Genomic DNA, 22,146 nt, shown 5'->3' on the forward strand with positions numbered 1-22,146 from the left:
CATTCGAGGCGGCGTTGGCGGGCGCGTTAAAACCGCCGCCCGCTCAGCGCTTCCTCATATTTCTTGCGCGCCGCGTTCACTTGCGGCCGTGCCGAGACTTCCGGCACTGCGACATCCCACCAGCTTCCACCGGCCTCGGTCGAAGCCAGCGGGTCGGTGTCGATGACCAGCACGGTCGTTCGCGTATTCTTCTTCGCTTGCGCCAGGGCCGTTTCCAGCCCGGCGATCGACGCCACTTTTTCGGCAATCGCACCCATGCTTGCAGCATGCGCGGCGAAGTCGATCTCGGGCAAGGTCTCGTGACGAGCGTCCTTCAGCAAATTGTTGAAGTTGGCGCCGCCGGTCGCCATCTGCAGCCGGTTGATGCAGCCATAGCCGCGGTTGTCGAGCAGCACGATGGTCAGCTTGAGGCCGAGCATAACCGACGTAGCGACCTCGGAATTGAGCATCAGGTAGGAGCCGTCGCCGATCATCACCACAACCTCCTCGTCGGGCTTGGCCATCTTGACGCCAAGCCCGCCGGCGATTTCGTAGCCCATGGTCGAGAAGCCGTATTCGGCATGATAGGAGCCGGGCGCGCCCGCCTGCCATAGCTTGTGCAATTCGCCGGGCAAGCCGCCGGCGGCATGGAGCAGTACCACGCCGGAGCCCATGGCGCGCTGTACGGCGCCGATCACCTGCGCGTCGGACGGATAGGCGGCATTGGTCGACGCCGTCACCTTGCCGGCATCCGCCTGCCAGTCCTTCTTGCCGCTGATCGCATTGTCGGTCCAGCCAGAAGGAGCTTTCCAGCCTTTCAGCGCCGCACCGAGTTCGGCGAGCCCTTCAGCCGCATCGGCGACCAGCGGCAGCGCCTGGTGCTTTCCGGCATCGAAAGGCTGGACGTTGAGCCCGATCATGGTCTTGCCGGAATTCTTGAACAACGCCCAGGAGCCAGTGGTGAAATCCTGCAGCCTGGTGCCGACGGCAAGCACGACGTCGGCCTCTTCGGCCAGCCTGTTGGCAGCCGAAGTGCCGGTAACGCCGACCGCCGCCATGTTCAGCGGATGATCGTCGGGCAGCGAGGATTTGCCGCCTTGCGTCTCGCACACCGGAATGCCAGCGTCTTGCGCCAGCTTCGCCAATTCATCCGACGCTTGCGAATAGAGCACGCCACCGCCGGCAATCACCAATGGCTTCTTCGCGCTCTTCAGCGCCGCCACTGCAGCTGCTAACTCTTGGCGGTCCGGGCGCGCTCGCCGCTGGGTCCAGAGCCGCTCGGCAAAGAAACTCTCGGGATAATCATAGGCCTCGGCCTGCACGTCCTGGCACAGCGCCAGCGTTACCGGGCCACACTCAGCCGGATCGGTCAGCACCTGCATGGCGCGGTTGAGCGCCGGCATGATCTGCTCCGGCCGGGTGATGCGGTCGAAATAGCGCGACACCGGCCTGAGGCAGTCATTGACCGTCGCCGTACCGTCGGAAAAATCCTCGGCTTGCTGCAGGACGGGATCGGGAATGCGATTGGCGAAGACGTCGCCGGGCAGAAACAGGACAGGCAACCTGTTTACATGCGCAAGTGCTGCCGCCGTCACCATATTCAGCGCGCCAGGGCCGATCGAACTGGTCGCCGCCATGAAGCGGCGGCGGAAATTGGACTTGGCATACGCGATCGCCGCATGCGCCATCGCTTGCTCGTTATGGGCACGGAACGTCGGCAATTCGTCGCGGACCTGGTAGAGCGCCTCGCCGACGCCGGCGACATTGCCGTGGCCGAAGATTGCCCAGACGCCGCCGAAGATCGGCACTTTCTTGCCGTCGATCTCGGCCATCTGTTGGGCAAGAAAGCGGGTCAGCGCCTGCGCCATCGTCAGGCGGATTGTCTTGGTCATGTCGTTTTCCTCCGCAGTCCTTATGCCGCGCCTTCTTATGCTGCTTTGCGGCCGCGCACGGCAAGCCATGCCTCGGTCAGCCTCTCGAAGCGCGACGCCATGTCGGCAACCGCCTCATCGTCCGACATCTTGCCGGCAAGCCATTGTTCGGCCGCGTTGATGAAGATGGTACGGCCGACAGCGAAACCCTTGACGATGGGCGCCTTGGCGGTGGCGGCGAAGGCCGCTTCCAATTCGTCCTGCGGTGCTTCCAAACCCAGCAGTACAATCCCGCGGCACCACGGATCGTTCTTCAGGATCACCGCCTCGATCTTTGCCCATGCGCCGGTCGATGCCTGCGGTTCGAGCTTCCACCAGTCGGGCTTGATGCCGAGTGCGTAGAGTTCCTCAAGCGCCCGCGGGATGGTCATGTCGTCGAGCTTGCCGTGCTTGCCGGCTATGATCTCGACCAGAAGTTCTCTCCCCACTTTCCGCGCGGCCTCGAACAAAGCGCGCAGTTTCTGCTGCTGTTCGCTCTTCAGCGCCGCGGGATCGTCGGGATGATAGAAGCACAGGCATTTGATGCAGTGGTCGACCGGCCATTCGGTCAGTTGCGAGCCTATGTCTTGCGAGAACTCGAAGCGAAGCGGCCGCGAACCCGGCAACTCGACCGGCCGGCCGAGCCAGGCGAAGGAATGGTGGGCGAATTCGAACATCGCCTCGCGCCCGTATTTTTCGTCGAGCAGCATGCCATAGCCGCCGCGGCCAGCCGCGACCTTTGCCGCAGCCTTGACCGTCAGCACCTTGAAAGCCGGGATTCGCGACGGATCGGCGCCGGCCTTTGCCGCGACGTCCTCCAGCTGGACGCGGTGGTCGCAGGCGAACGCCATCAGAGAGGGGATGTCGCGCCGGCGCGTGGTCGCCCAATGGATGTGGTTGATCGCCTCGTCCTTGCGCAGCGCCAGATGCTTGCTGCCGTTTTTCAGGAAGAACTGCAATTCCTCGAAAGTCGGGTATTCAGGTGCGCAGAGCAGCCGCGATACGGCAAAGGCGCCGCAGGCATTGGCCCAGGTCGCGGCCGTCGCCAGGCTTTCCTCGCCGAGCCAGCCGCGCAGGAAGCCCGACATGAAAGCGTCGCCGGCGCCGAGCACATTGTAGACCTCGATCGGAAACCCCTTGCCGACGATACCGTCCTCGAGATCGTCGCTGATCGGCCCGTCATAGACGATGCAGCCCATGGCACCGCGCTTCAGCACTATGGTCGCCGTCGACAGCGAGCGGATGGTTTTCAGCGCGCTCAGGCAATCGTCTGCGCCGGAGGCGATCATGATCTCCTCTTCGGTGCCGACGATGAGATCGCAGTCGGGCAGCACCGTCTTCAACTGCGCCGAGACGCGGTCGGATTTCACATAGCGCTCGAAGCCTTCGGCATGGCCGGCGAGGCCCCACAGGTTAGGGCGGTAGTCGATGTCGAACACCACCTTGCCGCCCTTGGCCTTCATGACACGGATCGCCTTGCGTTGCGCGGCGTCGCTGTTGGGCCGTGAAAAATGCGTGCCGGTGACGACGACCGCGCGTGCTGAAGCAATGAAGGCCTCATCGATATCGTCTTCCGAAAGCGCCATGTCGGCGCAATCGCTGCGATAGAAGATCATCGGCGAGACGCCCTCATCCTCGACCGACAGCAGCACCAGGGCGGTCAGCCGCTCCGGATCGGTCTTGAGGCCTTGGACCGAAACGCCCTCGCGGGTCAGCTGCTCGCGGATGAAGCGGCCCATCTGCTCATTGCCGACGCGGGTGAGCAACGCCGAGCGCAGGCCGAGCCTGGCAGTGCCGACCGCGATATTGGCTGGACAGCCGCCGACCGACTTGGCAAAGGAGGTGATATCTTCCAGGCGCGAGCCGATCTGCTGGCCGTAGAGATCGACGGACGCACGGCCGATCGTGATGATGTCGAGCGGCGCATGTCTCGCTTCCACGGCTTCGCCCATTCGAACCTCCCATCGGCTTTGTTGTCTTGGGTAACACGCGCGAGCGGCAGCGTGGCGCCGGTAATATGAAATAATAATTCCAATCCATAGTCAATATGGAACGAGCATTCCCAAGGCCGAAAAGTGCTCTGCAAAGGCCGGCGCGGTGAGAAACTTTGAAGTCAGACGAACGTCAAGCGTCTGCCGCTGAAACCAGCTGATTTACCAAGGAAGCGGGCCGTCATCGTTGAAGTACCCGGCGGTCGGGCCATTGGCGTCCAGGGTCGCCAGGTGAATGACGATCTCGGCTGCCTGCTGCACCGTGCGCTGACCTTTATACCCATTGAGATCGGTGGCGGTATAGCCGGGCGCCGCGGCGTTGACCTTGATGCCCTGGAGCGCGAGCTCCCTGGCGAAGCCCACGGTGATGGCGTTCAAGGCTGTCTTGGAGCTGCCGTAGCCCATCATATTGACGGCGTGATTCGCGGTGGCGGGATCGAGCGCCCGGCCGATGGACCCGGTGGAGCTGCTCACCATCACGATACGGGCAGCAGGTGCTGCCAGCAGCAGCGGCAGGAATGCCTGTGTCACGCGGATCGGGCCGAAGACATTGACGTCGTAGGTGGCCTGGATGTCGGCGATCCGCTGCTGGCTCGGCGGCAGGTCGTAATTGATGGCGACGCCGGCGTTGTTCACCAGCACGTCGAGGCAGGGGCTGGCCTGCCCGAGCGCCTTGGCTGCCGCCTTCACACTGTCATCCCTCGTGACGTCCAGCTCAAGCCACTCTGCGTCGAGGCCTTCCGCGCACAATGCCTGCGCCGCCGCCATGCCGCGTTCGGCGCTCCTGGCGCCGAGCCAGACCTTGAAGCCCATGGTCGCCAGTCGCCGGGCGATTTCGCGGCCTATACCCTTGTTGGCGCCGGTCACCAGCGCGGTCTTCGAAGTCGTCATTTCGGTCTCTCCATTTTTCTTGTGGAAGACCCACAAATGGCGCGAGGCAGCGGGCGCCGCGCGCCGGAAATTCTCAGGCTCTTGCCTAATCCTCTCACGCTGTTGCGCGGCCAGCGTGAATGCGCGATGCTGGCGCAATGAACGAGGCGCTGCAGGAGTTGATCGAGATCGCCGGCCGCCATGCGCGCGGGCGACGAACAAGAACGGCGGTTCCCCGCGTTTCGATCGGCTGCAGCGAAGTCGCCACGGCACCATTGCCGGGTGTGTGGGGGTCGGGGATCTTATTCGTATTGCAGGGCGCAAAGACGGTCCTGATCGGCTCCCGGGCTCTTCGTTACAAGCCGGCCAGCTATTTCATCTACACTGTCGAGACGCCCACTATCAGCCAGATAGTCGAAGCGAGCGCGGCGCGTCCTTATCTGGCCATTGGCTTGACCCTTGACCTGCAAGCCGTCGCCGCGCTCCTCGTCGAGCACGCGCCAGCCCTCGGTGGCGACAGTTTCTTCTCCACCACTCCCGTTGATGACGATCTGCTCGACGCGTTGCGTCGAATGATGCGGTTGCTTGACCGGCCAGCGGAGATTCCCGTGCTCGCGACCATGCTCGAGCGGGAGATGCTGTTTCGGCTCCTGCAAGGCCCCCAGGGCGGAAAGCTTCGTGAACTTGCGCGCGCCGATGGCCATCTGTCCCGGATCGGCAGGGCGATCGCCTGGATCCGTTCGCACCCCCATCAGCCGGTCCGGGTCGGCGATCTGGCCGAGATCGCCCATATGAGCAGTGCTGCGTTTTATCGTCACTTCAAGGCGGCGACGGCCATGAGCCCAATCCAGTATCAAAAGCAAATCCGCTTGCTGGAAGCCCGCCATCTGCTGATTGCTCAGCCGGGCAACGTGGCGCGTGTCGCCTTCGCTGTCGGCTATGAGAGTGCTTCCCAGTTCAGCCGGGAGTATGCCCGCCAGTTCGGGTCGCCGCCTGCCCGCGACGCAGCGCGGCTTTTGGCAGAAGGCGAAACGGCAATAGAGGTGATCTAGGCCTTGCGCTTGCGGCCGCTATCGCGCCGCTTCTCGCCGACGGCAACGGTCAGCGCCATGGCCAAAGCCATCGTCGCCGACAGCGAGCGGAAGCCGGCGAAATCGGCCTCGGCGACCTCGAACCAGACCCTGGCGAATTGGGCGAGCGGCGAAAAAGAGCTGTCGGTGATCGCCACGATCGGCACGCCTTGCTCCGAAATGACGCGCGCCTCCTCGATGGTGGCAGGGGCATAGGGCGAAAAGCTGATGGCGATGACGGCATCCCTTGGAGAGGCAAAGCCGATCATCTCCGCGTTCAGGCCGGCGGCCGATTCGATCAGCTGGTTGCGGATCTTGAGCTTGCCCAACGCATAGGCGATATAGGAGGCGACCGGGTAGGAGCGCCGCTTGGCCAGCACATAAATGGTTTCCGCCTTGGCCAGAACGGCGATTGCGTCTTCGAAATGGTCTTCATTCAGCGTGCGCGAAATGTCGTTGAGCGAGGTGCTGGCTGCGGCGACGAAACCGTCGAAAATCGCCCGGTGCCCGGCGCCTTCCTCGGCCTTGGCGCGCAATGCCGCCAGCCTTTCATCGTAGGACGAGTTGCGCTCGCGCAGGCGCTCGCGAAACACCAGCTGCAGGCTGGTGAAACCGTCAAAGCCAAGCTGCTGGGCAAAGCGGATCAGGGTCGAAGGCTGAACACCGGCGGAGGCGGCGATGCTGGCAGCGGTGCCGAAGGCGATATCGTCGGGGTTGTCGAGCGCATGGGCGGCGATCTGGGCGATACGTTTCGGCAGGCTCTGACGCCGCTCCAGGATCGTCGCCCGCAGCGTTTCGAAATCGCGCGGCACCCGTTCGTCCATCGTCGCTCCGCCCAGGCTCATCGTCGGTTCCCTCTGTGCCCCATCATAGCGGACCTGTGCAAGAACACCATAAAAAATGAGACAAGCGTTCCATTTGCAAACAAAATGGACTAATTCATCCACACAAAATTTTGCACACAGGGAGGCAAGCGGATGGTCGGGGTAGGTCTTATCGGCACGGGCTTCATGGGCAAGTGCCACGCCATTGCCTGGAACGCGGTCGGCACCGTCTTCCCCGATGTCGACAAGCCAAGGCTGGTCCATCTGGGCGAGGTCAACGAGGACCTTGCCAAACGCCGTGCCAGCGAATTCGGCTTCGCCAAGGCCTCCGGCGACTGGCGCGCAGTCGTCGACGATCCCGACGTCGATGTCATCTCGTTGACTACGCCGAACCAGTTCCACCCGGAAATGGCCATCGCCATCCTCGAAGCCGGCAAGCATCTGTGGTGTGAAAAACCGATGGCGCCAAGTTTTGCGGAGGCGCAAGCGATGGCTGCGGCCGCGCGGAAATCCGGCAAGGTTGCCGCGCTGGGCTATAACTATATTCAGAACCCGGCGATCCGCCATATCGGCGCGCTGCTCGACGAGAAGATCATCGGCGAGGTCAACCATCTGCGTATCGAGATGGACGAGGACTTCATGGCCGATCCGGAGGCGCTGTTCTTCTGGAAGCACGAGGCGGCGTCCGGTTACGGCGCGCTCGACGATTTCGCCGTGCATCCGCTGTCGCTCATAGCGGTACTGTTCGGCCGCGTCGCCCGAGTCATGTGCGACATGGCCAGGCCCTATGCCGAACGCCGCGTCGCCTCGGGCGGGCGCCGCGCCGTCGAGACCTATGACATCGCCAGCATCCTGATGCATCTCGAAAACGGCATTGCCGGCACGTTGCTGGTCAACCGTTCGGCCTGGGGCCGCAAGGGCCGGATCGCCATCCAGATTTTTGGTTCGAAGGGCTCGATCCTGTACGACCAGGAGCGGATGAACGAGTTCCAGCTCTATCTGACAGCCGACCGACCGACGGAGCAAGGCTATCGGACAGTCCTGGTTGCCCCGCACCACAGGCCTTACGACGCCTTCCTGCCGGCGCCCGGCCACGGCCTTGGCTTTAATGACCTCAAGATCATCGAATGCCGGGAACTGTTGACGCGGCTTGCCGGCAAGCCGGCGCGGATCATCGACTTCGACGAAGGCCTGGAGATCGAGCGCACGGTGCACGCGATGGCGCGCTCGTTCGCGGAACAGCGCTGGATCGCTGTGCGGTAGTAAGCCCGGCGCTGGCTTCCCCTTCTCCCCTTGAGGGTGAAGGTGGCCGAGCGAAGCTCGGTCGGATGAGGGGTGTTGGACGGATCGCTACAGCGAAGAAATAAGCGCTTAAAATCCCTCAATATTTTACGCCGAGTTTCTTCCAGCACCCTCATCCGGCTCGGCGCTGCGTGCCGATCCACCTTCTCCCACAAGGGGAGAAGGAGAAGTGCTCAGGCGGCGCCTGAACGGCTTGATATCATGCTTCGGCGCACCGACCGGCGCCGCTCGACGGCGTCGGCAAGGCCGTGAAGCACCGTCTCGGTGGCTGCCCAGTCGATGCAGCCATCGGTGATGCTCTGGCCATAGACGAGCGGCTTGCCCGGCACGACGTCCTGCCGGCCGGCGACGAGGTTGCTCTCGATCATGACGCCGATGATGCGCTCGTCGCCTGCCGCGACCTGGCCAGCCACGTCAGCCGCCACCCCTGGCTGGTTTTCCGGCTTCTTGCTGCTGTTGGCGTGGCTGACATCGATCATCAGCCGCGGCGCCACGCCGATCCGGCCGAGTTCCGCGCAGGCAGCCGCGACGCTTGTTGCGTCATAATTGGGCTGAATGCCGCCGCGCAGGATGACGTGGCAGTCCTCGTTGCCGGTAGTCGTCGCGATGGCGCTGCGTCCGCCCTTCGTCACCGCCATGAAATGATGCGGTTGGGCGGCCGATTTCACCGCCTCGGCGGCGATCCGCAGATTGCCGTCAGTGCCGTTCTTGAAGCCGACCGGGCAGGACAGGCCCGATGCCAGTTCGCGATGGATCTGGCTCTCGGTCGTGCGCGCGCCGATCGCGCCCCAGGCGACGAGGTCGGCGATATATTGCGGGGTGGCCATGTCGAGGAATTCGGTCGCCGCCGGCAGGCCGAGATTGTTGACGGCGGCGAGCACGTTGCGGGCCATCCGCAGCCCCTTGTCGATGTTGAAGCTGCCGTCCAGGTCGGGATCGTTGATCAGGCCCTTCCAGCCGACCGTCGTGCGCGGCTTCTCGAAATACACCCGCATCACGATCTCCAGCCGGTCCGACAGGCTCTCTCGCAGCGATGCCAAGCGGCTGGCATAGTCTACGGCAGCGGCCGGGTCGTGGATCGAACAGGGGCCGACGACGACCACCAGCCGGTCGTCGGTGCCGGTCAGCACGGCATGGATAGCATTGCGTGACGCGGCAACGGTCCGCGTCGCCGTCAGTGTGCGCGGTATCTCCCGCATCACCTCGTCCGGCGTACTCAATTCCCTTATTTCCTTGACCCGAAGATCGTCTGTGGTGGTCAACACGGCTTTCTGCTCCTGATTGGGAGACCTGCCGGCTGAAACAAAAAAGCCGCCAGGTCTGGCGGCTGTTCGGATCTTGCTGCTGCAATCTTCAGATCGAGCGCAATCCTCCCGCCGCCAGCGAGCTGCTAAAGTACCAATAGGTGGCGGTCAGGTTGATCATGAGGCTCATATAGTCGAAGCCGAGGCGATTGTCACGTGTCTGATGATGCTACTGACGTAGTGGCCCAGCATGCAGCGCCGAGCGGGTTCATGCAGTCCAGGGATCGACGAGTTCAATTCCGAAGTCTTCGAAATCCTTCGTGTTACGCGTTGCCAAGGTGAGTTCCTGCGCAATCGCCGTGGCTGCAATCAGGCCGTCCATCGACGACAGACCGCGACCGCGGCGCTTCGCAAGGCCCATCAGGTCGCCCCACGCCAAGGCAACCGGTTCGTCCACCGGAAGAACTCTCTGCTCGAAGCGCTGCGGCAGGTCCCGTGCGAGCCATTCGGCCAGTGCCTCGCGTTTCCGGCCCTCGTCCATGAGGGCGACGCCGCGCTGGATCTCCGCGATCGACACGACGCTAATGAATGAGCGGTCCTCATCAAGCCCGCCCAGCCAGTCCAGAACGCGCACATCCGGCGCCGGCCTTGTCACCTCGGACAGGACATTCGTATCGAGCAGAAGCCTCACAGCGGCAGATCACGCGGTTCGTCGCGCTGGCGCTCAAGGTTGAGATCGGCGCCGCGCAGCGGCGACTCCAGCAGGAACTCCGCAAGCGTACCCTTGCGCGCGGTCTTCCGCTGCCATTCCTCGGCCGAGACGACAACCACGCTTGGCTTACCGTTTCTGGTGATCGTCTGCGGCGAAGATTGCGCGCGCTCGATTACCTCCGAGAGCCGGGCCTTTGCCCCAGCGACCGTCCAGTTAGTATCCTCTCTGGGCGCAGACGGCATTTCGACCTCCCATGACCATTCTGACTATCTTGACTATATGGGAATGGCGATACGGCGGCAACAGGGAAGGAGAGGGTTTCAGAGCCCGTGTGCCTGAGTGAGGTCGATCGGAACCGATTATGCCGGCTTTGATATTTTGGGGCATCTCGGCCACTCATGGCAAACTGCTTCTGACGCAAGGCTACACGGCTGATCCTATTCCGGTGACGCCCCCGCGATGCTCTGGTCGTAGTCGACCAGCGACCCGGTCATGACGCCGGACTGCGGGCTGATCATATAGCTGATCAATCGGGCAAGTTGCGCCGGCTTCACCAATTGGCCCATCGGCTGCGCGGCCTCGGCTTTTTCAAGCCAGTCGTCCGGCGCGTCATGCCATTTCTTCTGCACGATTGCCTCGCCCTCGGTGTCCATCCAGCCGGGCAGCACCGCGTTGCAGCGGATGCGATTGCCGCGATGGGCATTGGCGACATTCTTGGTCAGCGTCGCCAGCGCTCCCTTGCTCGATGAATAGGGCGCCAGGAACGACTGGCCGCAATGCGCCGACATCGACAGTACGTTGACGATCGAGCCCGGTGCCTGGCGCGCCAGCAGATGCGCCACCACGCCCTGCATCAGAAAAAACGGGCCGCGCACATTGGTCTGGAATATCTGGTCGAATAGATCCTCTGAGGTCTCGACCAGTGAGCCGCGAGCCGAGGTGGCGGCGGCGTTGACCAGCGCGTTGACGGTGCCGCAATGGCCAATCGCCGTTTCGACCGCACGCTTGCAGTCGGCGACTTTGGCGACATCGGCGCTGATGAAGATGGCATCGACGCCTGCCCCCTTGAGGATGGCGACAGCCTTGTCGCCCTTCTCCTTCGAGCGGCCGATCAGCGCTAGCGCCCGGCAGCCCTCATCGGCCAGCGCTTCGGCGACGGCAAAGCCGATGCCTTGTGCGCCGCCGGTGACGATGGCGCGTGTTTCGGAATTGCGACCGGCTGAACCGTTCATCGCCTTGCTCCTGTGCTTGATAGTCAGATTGTTTTGTCGAGGCGGACGGTCTTGCCTTCCTTGGCCGATTTCAGCGCCGCATCTGCCAGCCTGAGCGCCACCAGCCCGTCCTTGCCGCTCGGCGCCGCCTTCTTGCCTGACGTCGCTGCCGCGATGAAGGCAGCGATCTCGTTGGCATAAGCGTCGAGATAACGAGTCATGAAGAAATCGTGCAGCGGCGGCCGCGTATAGCCTTTCTCATTGGCGAGTTCGATCGACACCGGCCGCTGGTTCTCGGCCGCAATCATGCCTTTCGAGCCATGCACCTCGATGCGTTGGTCGTAGCCATAGGTGGCTCGGCGCGAGTTGGAGATGACGCATTGCTTGCCGGAGGCAGTTTCGAGGATGACGCTGACGCTGTCGAAGTCGCCGGCCTCGCCGATCTTTTTGTCGACCAGCACCGAAGCGTGCGCGCTGACCGCCACCGGCTCCTCGCCGAGCAGGAAGCGCGCCATGTCGAAATCATGGATGGTCATGTCGCGGAAGATGCCGCCCGAGCGGCCGATATAGTCGAGCGGCGGTGGACCGGGATCGCGCGAGGTGATGGTCACCATTTCGACTGTGCCAATCGCACCGTCGTCGATCGCCTTGCGCACGGCGGCAAAATGCGGATCGAAGCGGCGGTTGAAGCCGACCATCAGGGTGGCGCCGGCCTTGTCGACGACGGCCAGGCATTGTTCCACCCTGCCGGCGTCGAGATCGATCGGCTTCTCGCAGAAGATCGCCTTGCCCGCCCTGGCGAAGCGTTCGATCAGATCGGCATGGGTGTCGGTCGGCGTGCAGATGACGACCGCATCGATATCGCTGGCAGTTTCGATGGCATCGATGCTGCGCACTTCGGCGCCATAGGCAGAGGCCAAATCGGTCGCCGCCTTCTCGAAGGCGTCGGCAACCGCAACCAGCCTGGCCTGCGGGTTGGAGCCCACCGCACGGGCGTGGACCTTGCCGATACGGCCGGCACCGAGAAGAGCAAAGCGAAGCATGAAGAATTTCCTTTGAGAATGGTTGGAAAGAGAAGGCGTGTCAGCCCCCGTAACACGACGTTGGCCTTACGCCGCAAGTTCCGCCTGCCCGGTCTTGGCGCCGGTGATGTAGGAGACGATATCGTTGCCATCGGTATCTTGCTTGCGCAAATTGGCGACGATGCGGCCGCGCCGGAAAACGACGATGCGGTCGACCAGATCGAACACCTGACGCATGTTGTGAGAGATCAGGATCAGCGGCTCGCCATTTTCCTTCAGCGTGCGGATGATGTTTTCGACCTGCATCGTCTCCTGCACGCCGAGCGCCGCCGTCGGCTCATCCATGATGATGAGCTTGGAAGCAAAGGTCGCGGTTCTGGCAATCGCCACGCACTGGCGCTGGCCGCCCGACATGTGGCGGATGGTGTTGGAAAGGTTGGGGATCTTGACCGCTGTGCGGACCAGGGCTGCTTCGGTCGCCTTGCGCATGAACTTGCGGTCGAGGATCGAGAAGGGCCCAAGATTGAACAGCACTCTTTCACGGCCGAGGAACAGGTTCGACGGCACGTCGAGGTCGTCGGCGAGCGCCAGGTTCTGGAACACCGTCTCGATGCCCGCCTCGCGGGCTTCGATCGGCCCGGCGAAATTCACTTCCTTGCCGTCGAACGACATCCTGCCGCTGGTTCGCTGCTCGACGCCGGTGATCTGGCGCACGAAGGTCGATTTGCCGGCACCGTTGTCGCCCATGATGGCGACATGCTCGCCCTTGCGCAGCTCGAAGTTGGCACCCTCCAGCGCATGGACGCCGCCATAATACTTGGTCAGGTTTTCGGTTTTCAGGACGATGTCCGACATGATCAAGCCCTCATTGCCCGCAGGCGTTGGCGCCACTGGTCGAGAACGACTGCGCCGACGATGATCACGCCCTTGACCATCTCCTGATAATAGGCGTCGAGGCGCAAAAAGGTGAAGCCGGAGATGATGACGCCGAAGATCAGCGAGCCGATCACCGTCCCGATAATCGAGCCGCGGCCGCCCGACAGCGACACGCCACCGATGACCGCCATGGCGATCGCATCGAGCTCGTACATCACACCCATGCCGGCCTGGGCAGTGAGATTCTTCGAGCTCAACACCACGGCGGCGAGCGCGGCAAGGATGCCGGCAATGACGTAGACGAGGATCTTGTGGTTGGCGATGTTGATGCCGGACATGCGCGCGGCATCCTCATTGGAGCCGATTGCATAACAGTGCTTGCCATATTTGGTGTAGCTCAGGATCAGCTGGAACAGCACCGCCAGCGAAATGAAAATGATGACCGGCATCAGCCCCTTGCCGATGGCGGCGAAACTCTCGGTCGGAAACGAGATCGGCTGCCCCTTCGACCACCATTTGGCGATGCCGCGCGCGGTGACCATCATGCCAAGCGTGGCGATGAACGGCGGGATGCGCGTGTAGGCGATCAAGGCACCGTTGACCAGGCCGGCCAGCAGGCCGCAGCCGATTGCGACGAGCACCGGCACGATCACCGGCAGGTCGGTCCAGCCCTGGGCAATGAACATCGCCTTGGGGTTCGGGTTGCCGTTGACCGTCGCCACTTGGGCGAAGCTCATGGCTATCATCGCCGTGGCGCCGACGATCGAACCCGAGGACAGGTCGATGCCGCCGGTAATGATCACCTGCGTCACGCCGATGGCAATGATACCGACGATCGACACCTGCAGGATGATGATCTGCAGGCGCGCTTCGTTGAAGATCGCATCGATATTGTCGCGGGTATTGAACAGGAAGCTGTCGCCCAGGAAAACCCGGCCGATCAGCTCGAAAGCGCCGACCAGGATGACGAGCGCCAGGAAGACGTTGATTTCGGCCGGCCATGCGCGCCGCTTCGCATCATAGCTGAGCCCGCCGACGCCGTGAGATGTCTGTGCCAATCGTGCTTCCTCCGTCAGCCACGGTCTCCACCCGGCGCTGTTCAGGCCGAGGGGGAAAAAGCGGAGCGGCGCTGTCTTACTTTGGCGCGCCGCTCCGTATCGGACAGGTCCGCCTCAGTTCTTCTTCAGGAACTTGTCGATATTTGCCGGCGTGACCAGCTGGAACGGGATGTAGACCTTGTGCTCGACCTTCTCGCCCTTCGCTAGCTTGAGCGCAGCATCAAGCGCGCCAGCGCCCTGGCCGGCTGCGTCCTGGAACACCGTCGCATCGAGGTCGCCCGCCTGCATCGCCGCTAGCGCGTCCTGGGTAGCGTCGACGCCGCCGACGACAACCGACTTCATGTCGATATTGGCGGCCTTCATCGCCTGGATAGCGCCGATGGCGCTCTCGTCATTGTTGGCGATGACGCCGTCGAACGGCTTGCCGGTCGACAGCCAGTTGGTCATCAGGTTCTGCGCTTCTTCGCGCTTCCAGTTCGACGTCTGCTTGTCGATGATCTTGATGAAGCTGCAATCCGGCGTGGCAATCACATCATCGATGTCCTTGGTGCGCTGCACCGCGGCCTGGTTCGACAGCTCGCCCATGATCACATAGACATTGGCCTCTTTCTTGCCGGCTTCCTTGAACAGGCGGCAGACCTCCTTGGTCTCGAGCGTGCCAGAATCGGCTTCGTTCGAGGCGACGAAAGCCTGGTTTTCCGGCAGCGTGTCGACGTTGACCGGCTCGCGATTGACATAGACCAGCGGAATTTTGGCAGCGGCGGCTGCGTCCGACATCGCTTGGGTGGCCGAGGTGTCGACCGGGTTGACGATGATTGCGTCGACGCCCGAGGCGGCGAAGTTCTTGATCTGGTCGAGCTGCTTGGCGACGTCGTTCTGCGCGTCTTCCACCTGCAGCTCGACGCCGTCCATGCCCTTGGCCTGCTCGATCATGCCGTTGCGCAGCACGGTGAGAAAATTGTCGTCGAACAACGCCATCGACACGCCGATCTTGGCAGCAAAGGCGGACGAACTCATTAGCGCCGCGAACGCGACGCCCAAAAGCAGTTTTTTCATTTTATTTCTCCTCCACATTGGTGTCCGGCTGCACCGATCTACCCGGAATCCCCGATCTCGCAGGGAATTCTCTCCCGATTGCCATTTTAGTTCCGGAAGGCATTTGCCTGAAACAGATCTTCCGGAACGAAAGAACCAAAATGCTCAGTTGGTGAAATATTTATTCCATTTCGCGTGGGCGTCAAGCGAGATTTCGCCATGAGGAATGGATTTTCGGCATTTCGAGCTCTTTTAGACGAACGCTCAGGCAAGCCAGGCCTGAAAGCGTTCTGATAGATTACATCATGTCTGCCGCCAATGACCGCGACGTCAGATGTTTTCCGGCAGATAAATGTCGAAGGGCAGAAAGGTCTGACCCGGCGCATTCGCGGCGCCGGTCTCGATGGCATGCGCCATCAGCCCGACAAGCTCGCGGCAAAGCGCTGCCAGAGGCGTCGAGATCACCATCGTCAGGAAATTATCCGCCAGCGCCGCGCGGGAGTCAGGCGTGATCTCGTTGCAGACGACCGCTGGCATCTCTGCCGGCTTTGCCTCCCTCAGCGCCGAGATCGCGCCTTCCATGCCGCCACCGGCGACATAGCAGCCGGCAAGATCGGGGTGGCGGGCCAGAAGCTCGATCATTGCATCATGCGTGATCTGGTTCGCTTCCAGATTGACCAACGTCTCAAGGAGAGTGAATTCCGGCGCTTGCTCGCGAAAAAAGGAGCGAAAACCGATCTCGCGAAGCTCGTGGCCGTGAAAGCGATGGCTGCCGACGAAGAGGGCGACCTTGCCAGGTCTCTTCGCGGCCTTCGAGATCATCCAGGCAGCGGTGCGGCCAACCTTGCGATTGTCGAGGCCGACATAGCCCTCGCGAATGCCGGACGCAAAGTCGGAAAGCAGGGAGAACACCGGTACGCCGTTGGCTTTGAGCGCCTCGACGGCCACCGTCAGCGTCGGGTGATCAGGCCCGACCAAGGCGACGGCCCTGGATTTGGCTGCCAGCTTGCGCATCCGCTCGACGATCTCATCCGGCGCCAGCGAATCGGCGAAGTCGATGGTCGCCACGCCTCGAAAGCGCGGCGACTGCGATACTGCCAGTTCAAGTTCGCGGGCAAATTCGCTGTAGAAGACGTCTTCCCGCCGCAACAGCAGAAATCCGAGGCGATACTCCGGCAATTCATGGCGCATCCGCTGCTTGATCAATCCGGCCGCGTGATAGCCGATGCTGGTCGCGGCGTCATAGACGCGGCGCGCGGTTTCCTCGCGCACCGGCAAGCGGTTGTTCAGCACCCGGTCGACGGTGGCAACGCTGACCCCCGAAATGCGTGCCAGGTCGGTGATCGTCGGCCGTTTCGCCATCGCTGCCTCGCTCCAACTATCCGACTCTTTTAAACCATTCTGATGGAAAATGATAGAAACTATCTTTGTGATATTGAGTCTATCAGCGCTCGGCGTTATTTTGAACACTGACCGAATATGATCGAGGCCTCCGCCATGGTGGATATTGGACTCCAAACCGGGAACACAACCTCAGCAGCAGCGTCCCAACGCGACTACAGCCTGGTCGGCCGCGACGCGAAGCTTGCCGTCGAGAGCGGGCTGGCGGCGGCCGAGTGGTATCACACCGACGTGCCGCGCAAGCAGATGAAGGAGCTGATGCAGCGCTCCGACGGCCCGGCGATCCGCGATACCATCATCTGGCTCGGCGCCATGATCCTCAGCGGCGCGGGCGCCGCCTTGTTCTGGGGCAGCTGGTGGTGCGTGCCGTTCTTCTTCGTCTATGGCGTCCTCTACGGTTCCTCCACCGATTCACGCTGGCACGAATGCGGCCACGGCACCGCCTTCAGGACGCAGTGGATGAACGACGTGGTCTATCAGATCGCCTGCTTCATGATCATGCGCAACCCGGTGACCTGGCGCTGGAGCCACACGCGCCACCATACCGATACCATCATCGTCGGCCGCGATCCGGAGATCTCGGTCATGCGCCCGCCCGATCTGCTGCGCGTCGTGCTCAATTTCGTCGGCATTCTCGATGCCTGGCATGCGATGAGCGACATGCTGCGCAATGCGGCCGGCATCATCAGTCCGGCCGAAAGAACCTTCATTCCCGACCAGGAGCAGCCGAAGGCAATCCGCATTGCTCGCATCTGGACGGCGATCTATGCCGCGACGGTCGCGCTGGCGCTTCTTACCGGCTCGTTCCTGCCGCTGATGCTGGTCGGGCTGCCCAGGCTTTACGGTGCCTGGCATCATGTCATGGTCGGCCTGCTGCAGCATGGCGGCCTGGCTGAAAACGTCACCGATCACCGGCTGAACAGCCGCACCGTCTACATGAACCCGATAAGCCGTTTCATCTACTGGAACATGAACTACCACGTCGAGCATCACATGTTCCCCATGGTGCCCTACCATGCGCTGCCCAGGCTGCATGAGCTGATCAAGCACGATCTGCCGGCGCCGACACCGTCCATCCTGGCCGGCTATCGCGAGATGATACCGGCTTTCCTGCGCCAGCTGCGCAATGAGGATTATTTCATCAAGCGCGAACTGCCGCCGACGGCGAGGCCCTATCGCGAGGATTTCCACAACGATAACGCTGCTGTTGCGGTGGCTGCTGAATGACAAGCCTACGCCGGGGCACCAAGAATCGGGGAAGGCGCAAATGAGCGACTGGGTCGAGGCTTGTGACGCCGAGGACATCGACGAGGAGGATGTGATGCGGTTCGACCATGGCGGTCGCACCTTCGCCATCTACCGCAGCCCCGAGGACGGGTATTTCGCCACCGACGGGCTTTGCACGCATGAGAAGGTGCATCTGGCCGACGGGCTGGTGATGGACGATATCATCGAATGCCCGAAGCATAATGGCCGCTTCAATTACAAGACTGGGGCTGCCAGGGGCGCGCCGGTCTGCGTCGATCTCAGGACCTATCCGGTCAAAGTCGACGCCGGCAAAGTCCTTGTCCGGATCGGTTGATGATGACGAAGGGAATGGTCATCATTGGCGCCGGCGAATGCGGCGGGCGCGCCGCCCTTGCGCTGCGCGAGCTCGGCTATGATGGCCCGGTGACGTTGGTCGGCGACGAGCCGCATCTGCCCTATGAGCGGCCACCGCTGTCGAAAGACGCGATGGTCGCCGACGCGCCCCTGATCAAGGCGATCGCCAGTGAGGCGGTCCTGGCCGAAAGATCGATCAGGCATATCCATTCGGTTCAGGCGATGGCGATCGACCGCGTGGCGCATGTCGTGCGCCTGTCGGACGGCTCGGTCCTGGCCTACGACAAGCTCCTGCTGGCGACAGGGTCGCTGCCGCGCAAGCTGCCGATTCCGGGCCTTGGCGGGCGCTGCGTCTATCTGCGGACCTTCAACGACGCACTGGCCATTCGCGCTCATCTCAGCGCCGGAAATCGCGTCGCCATCATCGGCGGCGGCTTCATCGGTCTCGAGCTCGCCACGGCGGCACGCAGGCTCGGCGCCACTGTTGCCGTTATCGAGGCGCAGCCGCGCATTCTGATGCGCGGCGTGCCGGCCGAGATCGCGCAGGTTATCCATCAGGCTCATGAAGCCGAAGGCGTAAAAATCCTGTGCGGCGAGGGCATCGACGCCATTGCCGATGACGGCGCCGAAGTGCGCATCGTGCTTGCCGGTGGACACGACATTGTCGCCGATCTTGCCGTGATCGGCATCGGCGCCGTGCCGGTGACCGGACTTGCCGCGGAGGCAGGGCTGACGATTGACAATGGTATCGCCGTCGACGCCGAGCTTCGCACCAGCGACCCCGACATCTTTGCCGCCGGCGATTGCTGCTCGTTTCCGCTCGCCATCTATGGCGGCCGGCGAGTGCGGCTGGAAGCCTGGCGCAATGCGCAGGAGCAGGGCGCGCTTGCGGCCAGGAACATGCTTGGCGCCGGCGAGGCCCACGCGGCGGTGCCATGGTTCTGGTCGGATCAGTACGGCCTGACCTTGCAGATCGCCGGCCTGTCGGACGAAGGCCGCAGCATTGTGCGTCGCGAGCTCGGCGACGGCGCCTTCATCCTGTTCCATCTCGCCGAGGACGGCAGGCTGGTTGCGGCAAGTGGCATCGGCCCCGGCAACGCGGTCGCCCGCGACATAAGGCTGGCCGAGATGCTGATCGCGAAAAGGGCAAAGCCGGCGCCGGAAGCGCTAGGCTCGCAAACGATCAAGCTGAAGTCGCTGCTGGCGACATGAGCCAGCGCAGGTTCCAGAGCCATTTGAAAGAACTTGCGGAGCGCTTGCCGTTCTGGTGGTGACAATCCTGCACCTGATGGCGGGAGACGACCCTGAGCGGTCGTTCCTGCCCGCGATGGAAACGTCTCATGAGGGTTGGAACGGGGTCGTTCGCGCGACTTTGCGCCGAAAGGTTGCCATGAGGCGAATGATCCGATCTCGATCCCAGATGTCAGCTAAGCGCTTGCCGTCACGGCCGAGACGACCCCTTCCAGCCAACCGAGTTTCAGATGTAACCGAATTTCCTCCTTCTGAAATCGCAGCGCGACCCTCTCTCCTCAGTAGACGGGCTGACCACAGCCCGCCGCCCTGCCCGTATACGGCCGGGGCTCTGTGAAAAGAGGCTATCATGACGCCTCCAGTCCAGTGTGTTCTCCGTGTTATGCACCTGGTCATCGCCCGATCCCTTAGGGCCGCAGCGCAACGGCGTGAGCTGGCTCAACTTAGCGACCGCCAGCTACGCGATGCCGGAATCGATCCCGCATTGGCACGCCGTGGCAAGGCGGCCGCCGTCGATAGAACCAGCCTGCTTCGACTGCCGACCCTGTCGTCCGGCTGAGCGAGTTGATAGAGGAGCTAGCGATGGCCGGTCTCTCCACCGCGATCGGCGCAGAAGTCGGAGAGGTGTGCCTGCTCGGGGCAATGTTCGCTGGACTGATCCTCATCTCAGCTCCGAGAACGCGCTTCGTTCAGAGTCCGATCTCTGACTTGTCGGGCGCTCAGCGTCCGGTCGTCTTTCAAAGCAGTTCCAGGCGCCGAACTGGACGCTTTGAGATCGTCGGAGCTGAACTCGACCTTCCCGGCATATCCCGGCCGAGCGATGGAACCCGCGCAAGCTACTTACAACGTCCGAGCCACCCTTGAGCGATCGCTCACGCCTTCAGTCGCGTATAGACGGCGCGCGTTGCCAGTGTTTCTTGCTGTCCGGGACGCGTGAAATAGAGCTCAATGATGTGGCGATCGTTGTTCTCGATTTTGATTACAGTGCGCATGCCGATCTGCTTGCCGACTGTTTCTTCGCCCGCCACGCCCTGGTCGGTAAAGGTGCCGGACATGCTGATCGGCCTTTGATCCCCCGAATTAGGGACGCCTTTAAAATACATCATGGTTGTGTTGACAGGATCGATCGTGACCCACTCGTAACGTCCGTCCATGATGCTGTAGCCGAGCCATCCTTTGCGCCAGACCGGCGCTCCATCCAGCGTTCCCTCCATTATGTCTTCGATGTAACGGCCGCCCGCCAACCACTGACGATGGCTAATGAGATCGTCCGTCACGAGCGGCGGCTGATCGGGGCTGCGGCCGAGCGTGCCGTAGAAGCTCATCTGGACGCGCCAGGTGCCGATCATTGGCGCCAGGACCTCATGCCCCGGGCCCGGCAATCCACGGCGAAGCCAATTCGGCAACTCCGACTGCGTCGGGGGCTCGGCTGCAGCCGAGCTGCCTTGAGCCAATGCGCCGAAAGGAATGGGGAGGGCGAACGCAACGACGAATAGGGCAACGTGTAGTGTCTTGATCATACTTTATCTCCAGCTCATCGCTCGCCCAGGAATTGCTATGACGCTCAGTTGGGGCAATCGTTGCGAATTTTGTCGGGTGAACTCGTGGATACTCATCTCATACCTCTCCGTCATTCGATGCTGACCAGCGTTTCACCACCGGAAACTTCGATAACGGCGCCGGTCACGAAGTCATTGGTCATCAGGAAAAGTGCGGCCTTGCCGATATCGTCGACTTTTCCGACGCGTCCTGCCGGGAAGCGCTGACGCACCAGCGCGAAAAACGCCGCGCGCTTCGCCTGCGGCATGCCGGCCCACATTTCGCTGGCTATGACGCCCGGTCGGATTGTGTTGACGCGGATCGGACCGAGTTCGAGCGCAAGGGCTCGCGTCAGCGCCTCCAGACCAGCAAAGGCGACCATCATCATCGATGCGCCCATGCGAGGCTTGGTCACCAAGCCACCGGTCGTGAATGTGATCGAACCACCTTTCGGCATCCTAGGCGCTGCGTGCCGCGCGCAAGACCAACTGCCCAAGAGCTTGCCGTGCAGAACGGCCCGCGCGTCGGCCATCGTCTGGGAGAGGAAGGGACCTCCCGGACTCGGCGGGGTCGCGGTGATAAGAAGGTGGTCGAGCGTCCCTAGTGTTTCGAACATCTGCTCGACCGCTGTATCATCGGTCATGTCCAGCGACTGGAACGTGATCGAACCGTGGACGCTTTCCTCTACAGCCATTCTCGCTGAAGGGCGCCGCCCGAGCGCAATGACCTCGGCGCCTGCTTGAGAGGCTGCGCGGGCCGCGCCCATGCCCATGCCGCTTGTCCCGCCGACGATCACGACACGCTGATTCGAAAGAGGCTGCTCGTCACCGTTCATCCTGGATCTCTGCCGCTGGCATACGGACTCAGCATCTCCAGCCACTGCGTCTCCATGTCGCCCGGTTCGAGCTCACCAGCATCTACGACGAAGCTCTGGACATAGGCTTCGCCGAAGTGGCTCTTGAGTGCATCGATACTGCGCCAGACCTCGTAGATAACGATGAGATCGGGGTCGGTCCGATCTCGATGGATGTGGAATTGAAGACAGCTGGCTTCCGATCTCGTCGCTTGGAGATCTTTAAGCATACGTGCGACAAGCGCGGAGCCTTGGCCGGGAGTGGCGCGATGCTTAGCGATAACGCAATAGGGCGTGTCTTCGCCAGCGGTTGGTCGAGGAAGATCAGGCAACGTCAGCGCCATGTGGTACTCCTGCCGGAACGGCCGACCGAAGTGGTTGCGGCCATTGAAATTG

Annotated in this window: 21 protein-coding genes; 5 read left to right on the forward strand and 16 right to left on the reverse strand. The window is 62.4% G+C overall.

Annotated features, from left to right (window positions below):
* Positions 1-26: 26 nt before the first annotated feature.
* From iolD to X760_RS49850, 3 genes are all read right to left on the reverse strand, one after another.
* The gene (gene iolD, locus X760_RS49840) at positions 27-1,871 is read right to left on the reverse strand and encodes a 3D-(3,5/4)-trihydroxycyclohexane-1,2-dione acylhydrolase (decyclizing) (RefSeq protein WP_023718234.1); all 1,845 of its coding nucleotides are present in this window, start codon (positions 1,869-1,871) and stop codon (positions 27-29) included.
* A gap of 35 nt (positions 1,872-1,906) precedes the next feature.
* Complete coding sequence (iolC, locus tag X760_RS49845) at positions 1,907-3,841, reverse strand: 5-dehydro-2-deoxygluconokinase (RefSeq protein ID WP_023718235.1); 1,935 nt, start codon at positions 3,839-3,841, stop codon at positions 1,907-1,909.
* A gap of 201 nt (positions 3,842-4,042) precedes the next feature.
* Positions 4,043-4,771: an SDR family NAD(P)-dependent oxidoreductase gene (locus X760_RS49850; protein ID WP_023718236.1), complete on the reverse strand. Its 729-nt coding sequence runs from the start codon at positions 4,769-4,771 to the stop codon at positions 4,043-4,045.
* A 137-nt stretch (positions 4,772-4,908) separates the two neighbouring features.
* On the opposite strand from X760_RS49850, the gene X760_RS49855 reads away from it, so the two are divergent.
* Positions 4,909-5,802, forward strand: a complete 894-nt coding sequence (locus X760_RS49855) for an AraC family transcriptional regulator (protein ID WP_023718237.1) — start codon at positions 4,909-4,911, stop codon at positions 5,800-5,802.
* Here the strand turns inward: X760_RS49855 and X760_RS49860 are convergent.
* Positions 5,799-6,644 (reverse strand): MurR/RpiR family transcriptional regulator, encoded by an 846-nt coding sequence (locus X760_RS49860; RefSeq protein WP_023718238.1) that lies wholly within the window; start codon positions 6,642-6,644, stop codon positions 5,799-5,801. The two genes, X760_RS49855 and X760_RS49860, sit on opposite strands and share 4 nt — an antisense overlap.
* A 153-nt stretch (positions 6,645-6,797) precedes the next feature.
* Between X760_RS49860 and X760_RS49865 the strand changes: the two genes are divergently transcribed.
* Positions 6,798-7,907 carry a Gfo/Idh/MocA family oxidoreductase gene (locus tag X760_RS49865; protein ID WP_023718239.1) on the forward strand — a complete coding sequence of 370 codons (1,110 nt, stop codon included), beginning with the start codon at positions 6,798-6,800 and terminating at the stop codon, positions 7,905-7,907.
* Between the two features lie 212 nt (positions 7,908-8,119).
* Here X760_RS49865 and X760_RS49870 read toward each other — a convergent pair whose 3' ends face one another.
* The 9 genes from X760_RS49870 to X760_RS49910 all read right to left on the reverse strand — a co-directional run bounded on the left by X760_RS49870 (position 8,120) and on the right by X760_RS49910 (position 16,466).
* Complete coding sequence (locus X760_RS49870) at positions 8,120-9,211, reverse strand: 3-deoxy-7-phosphoheptulonate synthase (RefSeq protein WP_023718240.1); 1,092 nt, start codon at positions 9,209-9,211, stop codon at positions 8,120-8,122.
* A gap of 247 nt (positions 9,212-9,458) precedes the next feature.
* On the reverse strand, positions 9,459-9,881 hold the full coding sequence (locus X760_RS49875) for a type II toxin-antitoxin system VapC family toxin (RefSeq protein ID WP_023718241.1): 423 nt from the start codon (positions 9,879-9,881) through the stop codon (positions 9,459-9,461).
* A complete protein-coding gene (locus tag X760_RS49880) occupies positions 9,878-10,144 on the reverse strand; it encodes a type II toxin-antitoxin system Phd/YefM family antitoxin (protein WP_023718242.1) in 267 nt (88 codons plus the stop codon). Before X760_RS49880 ends, X760_RS49875 begins: the two co-directional genes overlap by 4 nt.
* A gap of 195 nt (positions 10,145-10,339) precedes the next feature.
* Entirely contained in the window at positions 10,340-11,134 is a 795-nt protein-coding gene (locus X760_RS49885; RefSeq protein WP_023718243.1) for an SDR family oxidoreductase, read from the reverse strand.
* Between the two features lie 23 nt (positions 11,135-11,157).
* Positions 11,158-12,156 carry an inositol 2-dehydrogenase gene (iolG, locus tag X760_RS49890; protein WP_023718244.1) on the reverse strand — a complete coding sequence of 333 codons (999 nt, stop codon included), beginning with the start codon at positions 12,154-12,156 and terminating at the stop codon, positions 11,158-11,160.
* A gap of 66 nt (positions 12,157-12,222) precedes the next feature.
* Positions 12,223-12,990 carry an ATP-binding cassette domain-containing protein gene (locus X760_RS49895; RefSeq protein ID WP_023718245.1) on the reverse strand — a complete coding sequence of 256 codons (768 nt, stop codon included), beginning with the start codon at positions 12,988-12,990 and terminating at the stop codon, positions 12,223-12,225.
* 2 nt (positions 12,991-12,992) lie between these two features.
* The gene (locus tag X760_RS49900; protein WP_023718246.1) at positions 12,993-14,069 is read right to left on the reverse strand and encodes an ABC transporter permease; all 1,077 of its coding nucleotides are present in this window, start codon (positions 14,067-14,069) and stop codon (positions 12,993-12,995) included.
* A gap of 114 nt (positions 14,070-14,183) precedes the next feature.
* Complete coding sequence (locus X760_RS49905; RefSeq protein ID WP_023718247.1) at positions 14,184-15,125, reverse strand: sugar ABC transporter substrate-binding protein; 942 nt, start codon at positions 15,123-15,125, stop codon at positions 14,184-14,186.
* Between the two features lie 309 nt (positions 15,126-15,434).
* Positions 15,435-16,466 carry a LacI family DNA-binding transcriptional regulator gene (locus tag X760_RS49910; RefSeq protein WP_023718248.1) on the reverse strand — a complete coding sequence of 344 codons (1,032 nt, stop codon included), beginning with the start codon at positions 16,464-16,466 and terminating at the stop codon, positions 15,435-15,437.
* Positions 16,467-16,601: 135 nt separating this feature from the next.
* Here X760_RS49910 and X760_RS49915 point away from each other — a divergent pair, with 135 nt between their 5' ends.
* Genes X760_RS49915 through X760_RS49925 form a run of 3 tightly spaced genes read left to right on the forward strand, consistent with a single transcriptional unit; the run spans position 16,602 to position 19,319 of the window.
* Complete coding sequence (locus X760_RS49915; protein WP_051409640.1) at positions 16,602-17,732, forward strand: fatty acid desaturase family protein; 1,131 nt, start codon at positions 16,602-16,604, stop codon at positions 17,730-17,732.
* 40 nt (positions 17,733-17,772) lie between these two features.
* The gene (locus tag X760_RS49920) at positions 17,773-18,087 is read left to right on the forward strand and encodes a MocE family 2Fe-2S type ferredoxin (protein ID WP_023718250.1); all 315 of its coding nucleotides are present in this window, start codon (positions 17,773-17,775) and stop codon (positions 18,085-18,087) included.
* 2 nt (positions 18,088-18,089) lie between these two features.
* On the forward strand, positions 18,090-19,319 hold the full coding sequence (locus X760_RS49925; protein ID WP_023718251.1) for an FAD-dependent oxidoreductase: 1,230 nt from the start codon (positions 18,090-18,092) through the stop codon (positions 19,317-19,319).
* A 911-nt stretch (positions 19,320-20,230) separates the two neighbouring features.
* Here the strand turns inward: X760_RS49925 and X760_RS49930 are convergent.
* The 3 genes from X760_RS49930 to X760_RS0137500 form a co-directional block, all read right to left on the reverse strand.
* A complete protein-coding gene (locus X760_RS49930) occupies positions 20,231-20,878 on the reverse strand; it encodes a DUF1579 family protein (protein WP_023718252.1) in 648 nt (215 codons plus the stop codon).
* 110 nt (positions 20,879-20,988) lie between these two features.
* On the reverse strand, positions 20,989-21,732 hold the full coding sequence (locus X760_RS49935; protein ID WP_023718253.1) for an SDR family oxidoreductase: 744 nt from the start codon (positions 21,730-21,732) through the stop codon (positions 20,989-20,991).
* Entirely contained in the window at positions 21,729-22,094 is a 366-nt protein-coding gene (locus X760_RS0137500) for a putative quinol monooxygenase (RefSeq protein WP_023718254.1), read from the reverse strand. The genes X760_RS49935 and X760_RS0137500 overlap by 4 nt, the downstream gene beginning before the upstream one ends.
* Between the last annotated feature and the right edge of the window lie 52 nt (positions 22,095-22,146).

This window comes from Mesorhizobium sp. LSHC420B00 (assembly GCF_000503055.1).
Lineage (GTDB): Bacteria > Pseudomonadota > Alphaproteobacteria > Rhizobiales > Rhizobiaceae > Mesorhizobium.

Bases quoted from the DNA above. Each gene is read 5' to 3' on its own strand.
- iolD (WP_023718234.1), bottom strand. From the start codon at position 1,871: ATGACCAAGACAATCCGCCTGACGATGGCGCAGGCGCTGACCCGCTTT.
- iolC (WP_023718235.1), bottom strand. From the start codon at position 3,841: ATGGGCGAAGCCGTGGAAGCGAGACATGCGCCGCTCGACATCATCACG.
- X760_RS49850 (WP_023718236.1), bottom strand. From the start codon at position 4,771: ATGACGACTTCGAAGACCGCGCTGGTGACCGGCGCCAACAAGGGTATA.
- X760_RS49855 (WP_023718237.1), top strand. From the start codon at position 4,909: ATGAACGAGGCGCTGCAGGAGTTGATCGAGATCGCCGGCCGCCATGCG.
- X760_RS49860 (WP_023718238.1), bottom strand. From the start codon at position 6,644: ATGGACGAACGGGTGCCGCGCGATTTCGAAACGCTGCGGGCGACGATC.
- X760_RS49865 (WP_023718239.1), top strand. From the start codon at position 6,798: ATGGTCGGGGTAGGTCTTATCGGCACGGGCTTCATGGGCAAGTGCCAC.
- X760_RS49880 (WP_023718242.1), bottom strand. From the start codon at position 10,144: ATGCCGTCTGCGCCCAGAGAGGATACTAACTGGACGGTCGCTGGGGCA.
- X760_RS49885 (WP_023718243.1), bottom strand. From the start codon at position 11,134: ATGAACGGTTCAGCCGGTCGCAATTCCGAAACACGCGCCATCGTCACC.
- iolG (WP_023718244.1), bottom strand. From the start codon at position 12,156: ATGCTTCGCTTTGCTCTTCTCGGTGCCGGCCGTATCGGCAAGGTCCAC.
- X760_RS49895 (WP_023718245.1), bottom strand. From the start codon at position 12,990: ATGTCGGACATCGTCCTGAAAACCGAAAACCTGACCAAGTATTATGGC.
- X760_RS49905 (WP_023718247.1), bottom strand. From the start codon at position 15,125: ATGAAAAAACTGCTTTTGGGCGTCGCGTTCGCGGCGCTAATGAGTTCG.
- X760_RS49910 (WP_023718248.1), bottom strand. From the start codon at position 16,466: ATGGCGAAACGGCCGACGATCACCGACCTGGCACGCATTTCGGGGGTC.
- X760_RS49915 (WP_051409640.1), top strand. From the start codon at position 16,602: ATGGTGGATATTGGACTCCAAACCGGGAACACAACCTCAGCAGCAGCG.
- X760_RS49920 (WP_023718250.1), top strand. From the start codon at position 17,773: ATGAGCGACTGGGTCGAGGCTTGTGACGCCGAGGACATCGACGAGGAG.
- X760_RS49925 (WP_023718251.1), top strand. From the start codon at position 18,090: ATGACGAAGGGAATGGTCATCATTGGCGCCGGCGAATGCGGCGGGCGC.
- X760_RS49930 (WP_023718252.1), bottom strand. From the start codon at position 20,878: ATGATCAAGACACTACACGTTGCCCTATTCGTCGTTGCGTTCGCCCTC.
- X760_RS49935 (WP_023718253.1), bottom strand. From the start codon at position 21,732: ATGAACGGTGACGAGCAGCCTCTTTCGAATCAGCGTGTCGTGATCGTC.
- X760_RS0137500 (WP_023718254.1), bottom strand. From the start codon at position 22,094: ATGGCGCTGACGTTGCCTGATCTTCCTCGACCAACCGCTGGCGAAGAC.